The sequence below is a fragment of the Dysgonomonas sp. 25 genome, assembly GCF_010501075.1.
Taxonomy (GTDB): domain Bacteria; phylum Bacteroidota; class Bacteroidia; order Bacteroidales; family Dysgonomonadaceae; genus Dysgonomonas.
This window is the reverse complement of sequence record NZ_QVMN01000020.1, coordinates 1-5,121: the sequence shown is the minus strand read 5'-3', so window position 1 is coordinate 5,121 and position 5,121 is coordinate 1. Positions and strand designations below refer to the sequence as shown.

Sequence of the window (5,121 nt, the reverse complement as noted above, 5' to 3'; positions counted from 1 at the left end):
ATTGATACTTGTCGATTATTTATACCGAAATACAAACAATCTGTACTACACGCTTAAATCTATCTCTTTTCTAATATGTCAATGAACTCATTCTTTTCGCCTCCTTCATTCTGGAAGCGGCTGCAAAGATATAAACTTCTTTTGAATGCGCAAGCATATCTCACCCTCTTTTTTTAAGTTTTTTTTCACTAAAGAGACTCAGATATCTCTATTTTGTTGTCAGTGAGAAAAATAGTAGGTGCTGAAATCTTGTGAATGGCTTTAAGGATTGTGATATCTTATTTTTTACTTATCTTTGTTTCATTGATAATTGAGGGTAAAAATCCTTAATACAACATTAATCCAATAATTAACATATACTTATGAAGAAAATTTATACTATTCTTGTTTCAACATTATTGTTGATCCTTTTATTTCCGGCATGTAGTAGCGATGATAATAACGAACCGCTTCCTCCGCCTCTTCCTGAACCCACACCGGTAGTGGATACAATCTATCTGGATTATTCGTTAAAGAAAATGCTCGTGGGAGACACCTTTCTCCTTGGGGTGACAGCTATGATCGATTCCGAAGAAACGTCGGATATAACATGGTCGTCCAGTAATGCATCAGTCGCTACGGTCGATGATGACGGGCGTGTGCGTGCAGTTGGCTCGGGTGTAGCTATCGTTACGGTGAGCCTTGATGCGAAGCCTGATAAATTAGCAACCTGTACGGTGGAAGTCGTGAATAATTCTTCTACGCATAATTACAAGTATCGGTTGGTATTGAGGGATAAGGAAGGCAGCGGATATTCGGTTAATAATCCCGAGGAGTTCCTGACGCCGAAATCCATTCAGCGACGCCAAAGGCAAAATATTGCAATAGATGCAACGGACTTACCTATTCCTACTCAATATATTGAGTTGATAGAAGGCTTGGGTGGTATTGTTGTCGCGAAAAGCAAATGGCTCAATACAGTAACTGTGCTTTGTACTGAAGAATACATGGCGGATGAATACAGAGCTTTACCTTTTGTGGAGGATGTTGTTTTTGTCTGGCAAGGAGTAAAGTATGGGCGGTCGGCTTCTTATAGAAGTGATAAGTTATCTTTGAGAGAGACGCCGGTGGCTTCAAAATCTGTCACGGCCGGAATATATGGCAATGCCGAAGTAAATATCACGCCCAATAATGGGATTGTTCTGCATCAGGCAGGCTATAAGGGTGAAGGTATGACGATTGCTGTTCTCGATGCAGGTTTTGCAGGTACGCAAGATATTGATTTTATGAACAGGAATGTGAAAGCTGGTAAGTCTTTCGTGTATGAAGTCGAAGATGTATACACTTCTTATAATCATGGTACGGCAGTCCTTTCGTGTATGGCGGCAAATAAAGCTAATCATTTTGTCGGAACGGCTCCGGCTGCCGACTATTGGCTGTTTCAGACAGAGGATGAAGATAGCGAATATCCGGTAGAAGAGGATTATTGGGTAGCTGCGGCCGAATATGCCGATAGTATTGGTGTGGACTTGATTAATTCCTCATTGGCTTATACCGACTATGATGCGCCGGCTGTCAGTTATACCTATAACGATATGAATGGAAGAAAGGCTTTGGCGAGTCGTGGAGCGGATATGGCTGTCAATAAAGGAATCTTCGTCGTTGTCAGTGCGGGTAATTCCGCCACTTGGGTAGGAACTCCTGCTGATGGGCGCAATGTGTTGACTGTAGGAGGGATAGAAAGTAATGGAAGTATTTACGATGCAAGCTCTTACGGGGTGACTGTTGATGGGCGGATGAAGCCTGATGTTCTTGCTTTGGGCTATCGGACGGGTGTTGTTTCGAGCAATTCGGGCAATGTCGGCTTTGTTCAGGGGACATCTTTCTCGTCGCCTATTATGTGTGGATTGGCAGCTTGCCTGTGGCAGGCAAATCCCAGCCTGACAGCCAAGGAATTGCTACAGGTGATGAGAAATTCCGGAAACCGGGCGAGTAATCCGGTCGTTCCTTTTGGCTATGGTGTGCCGGATATGCAACGCGCTATGCAATTGGCGGAAGAGGTATCGGCCGCGAGGTGAGAATAAGGTGATTTAATTAATATATAGTAGGGCATCCACAGTTTCGGTATTGTGGATGCTCTCCTTTTTTAGGGATAGTAGCTTGCCCTCTTAAAAGAACGCAAATGTGTCACATTTTTGAGTCGCTTGCGCTCCTCGAACGTTGTTTGTCACCCTGTTGTTACCTTTGTTCTGTTTGTTTTTGATTCATTATCAGGTTTATAATGCCTGTTTGGGTGCGAAAAAGTATATATCTTTTGTCGTATTTTTTATTGAGTTACTTTTTTATTACTTAACCACGAAGAACACTAAGACTCTACACCAAGGTCACAAAGTAGCAAAGCATGTTTGTCATGCCGAGTGAATACGAGGTATCTCGTCGCGCAATCAAGAAGAGATGCCTCCTATCGTCGGCAAGATAAAAAGTAACAAACGTATATTCATTTTCGACATTTTTATTGAGTTACTTTTTCTCGTTTACTTGTCAACTCGTTTACTTGTATACTTATATGCTCGTATACTTATTAGTATAGATAAACTTACAGGAATAACTCCCTATCGGTTAACATGTTTTATAAAAAATGATAAAAAGTACTCGATGGATTACAAGGTATTAAGAAATTTTCTATATTTATGATCTAACAAAAAGTAAATAGATTATGATAAATAAGGAATTGATTTCGCCTAAAAGTATCGTTTTGGTAGGAGCCTCGAATGATATGCTTAAACCCGGTGGTAGTTCACTGTACAATCTGATAAACGGAACTTTCACGGGAGACTTATATGTAGTGAACGCTAAAGGAGGAGATATTCAGGGCATAAAAGCCTATAAAGATGTGAATGATATTCCCCAAACCGATTTGGCAATCATTTCTATTCCCGCTAAACCTGCTGTCGAGGTCATCGAAACATTGGCTAATAAAAAAGGAGTAAAAGCTTTTGTCGTCTTCTCGGCGGGATTCAGTGAAGAATCGCCCGAAGGTGCTTTGCTTGAAAAAAAGCTACTCGATATAGTGAACAAGGCAGGTGTGACGATGATTGGACCTAATTGTTCCGGCATATTCAATACCCTCCACCAAAGTATTTTTACCCGTCCTGTCCCTAAATTAGACCCGAATGGGGTGGATATTGTATCCAGTTCGGGCGGAACGATTACCTATATAATAGAATCGGCTATGCGCGTGGGGTTGCGTTTCAACTCGGCTTGGTCGATAGGGAATACGGCGCAGGTCGGAGTGGAAGACGTATTGGAATATATGGATAGCGAATTTGATCCTAAAACCAGCCCGAAAGTCAAGTTGTTTTATCTCGAAAATATAGCCGATCCCGATCGCTTGCTTTTGCATGCCTCTTCATTGATAAGGAAAGGCTGTAAGATTATTGCCATCAAATCGGGCGTGTCCGAATCGGGGAGTAGGGCAGCTTCGTCTCATACGGGGGCTATCGCTTCGTCCGACTCTGCGGTGGAAGCATTGTTCCGCAAAGCCGGTATTATCCGTTGCCATTCCCGTGTAGAGATGGTGAATGTTGCCGCTGTATTGTCTACGGAAAAGCAATTGCAAGGTAAAAATCTGGCTGTGATTACACAAGCCGGAGGCCCTGCTGTTATTTTGACCGATGCTTTATCCAAAGGAAACCTGAATGTGCCCGAAATGTCTGCGGAATTAGCTCAGGAATTGAAGAAGCATTTGCTTCCGGGAGCGGCAGTCACTAATCCTATCGATTTGATAGGGACGGGTACGGGCGAGCATTTGGCTTACGCTATCGATTTTTGCGAAAAGAATTTTAAAGAAATCGATGGTATAGTCGTCTTTTATGGAAATCCCGGCGTGACCGACGTGAAAAGAGCTTATGAGATATTGCATGAAAAAATACAAACCTGCCGCCTGCCGATTTACCCCGTATTGCCATCGGTTGTGATGGCGGTAGAAGAAACCGAAAATTTTATCAATAAAGGTCATGTCAACTTTATCGATGAATATGCATTGGCATATGGCTTGTCGAAAGTGAAAACGGCTACGCCTCCTTCTGTCGGGAAGATGGAAGACATAGGCGTCGATATTGCTCGTGTACGGAGGATTATCGATAGTTGCGAGGATGGCTATATTGGTAGCGATTCGATAAAAGAACTCTTCGATGCCGCTGGTATCCCGATGGCAGAAGAGCTTGTTTCGGACAAAAAAGAGGAACTTGTCGCTTTTGCTAATAGAGTAGGCTATCCGGTCGTAGCCAAATGTGTCGGGCCGATTCATAAATCGGATGTCGGAGGTGTGGCGCTCAATATCCGTTCCGATGAGCATTTGCTATTGGAAATCGAGCGCCTGATGAAGATACAGGATGCCAAAGCTGTCCTTGTTCAGCCGATGCTTTCGGGGCAGGAACTGTTTCTGGGGGCGAAATACGAGCCCAAATTCGGGCACATCGTGCTGTGTGGCTTAGGAGGTATTTTCGTAGAAGTGTTGCAGGATGTCGCTTCTGGGCTTGCTCCGTTGAGTTTCGACGAAGCCCGTTCCATGGTGCGTTCGCTCCGGGCATACAAAATAATCCAAGGGGTGCGTGGGCAAAAAGGGCTGAACGAAGACCTGTTTGTTGAAATAATCGTTCGTCTTTCCGTTTTGTTGCGCTTCGCTACCGAAATAAAAGAGATGGACATAAACCCTCTTCTTGCAGACGAAAAGAATGTAATAGCGGTAGATGCCCGTATACGGATAGAAAAATAAATCATTTTTTTTGTTCTATTAAAAGCTTAATTATTAGAATCATAAAATAGGAGGATGTTTTTTTTGAGAAAAAATAAAGCTTCACCTATTGTTTGAATCAAAATAATATTTAACTTTGCACCCGCTTCGGAGGAGAATAGCCGTCCAAACGAGGACGAAGAATCCCCTTGGAGCGAAAAAGAAACCTGCCGTAAAAAGCAGGGAGTATAACAACAGCGTTCATTGACGTGATGGAGAAAAAATAAAGGTAGAGTAGAGAGTAGCCTTTAAGGTGTTAGTAGATACTAACCCAACAAGGCAAAAAAGAATAAAAAAGCGAAACAAGGGCACAAGGTGGATGCCTAGGCTCTCGGCGGCGACGAAGG

At 42.9% G+C, this 5,121-nt stretch carries 2 protein-coding genes; both read left to right on the top strand.

Annotation, left to right across the window (positions count from 1 at the left end; all coding sequences use genetic code 11):
* Window positions 1-362: 362 nt before the first annotated feature.
* Window positions 363-2,057 carry a S8 family serine peptidase gene (locus D0T66_RS16050; protein WP_163358316.1) on the top strand — a complete coding sequence of 565 codons (1,695 nt, stop codon included), beginning with the start codon at window positions 363-365 and terminating at the stop codon, window positions 2,055-2,057.
* Between the two features lie 638 nt (window positions 2,058-2,695).
* Window positions 2,696-4,756, top strand: coding sequence for an acetate--CoA ligase family protein (locus D0T66_RS16045; RefSeq protein ID WP_163358315.1), 2,061 nt, complete (start codon window positions 2,696-2,698; stop codon window positions 4,754-4,756).
* The last annotated feature ends 365 nt before the right edge of the window (window positions 4,757-5,121 follow it).

Coding starts and splice junctions, on each gene's coding strand:
- D0T66_RS16050 (WP_163358316.1), top strand. CDS start 363: ATGAAGAAAATTTATACTATTCTTGTTTCAACATTATTGTTGATCCTT.
- D0T66_RS16045 (WP_163358315.1), top strand. CDS start 2,696: ATGATAAATAAGGAATTGATTTCGCCTAAAAGTATCGTTTTGGTAGGA.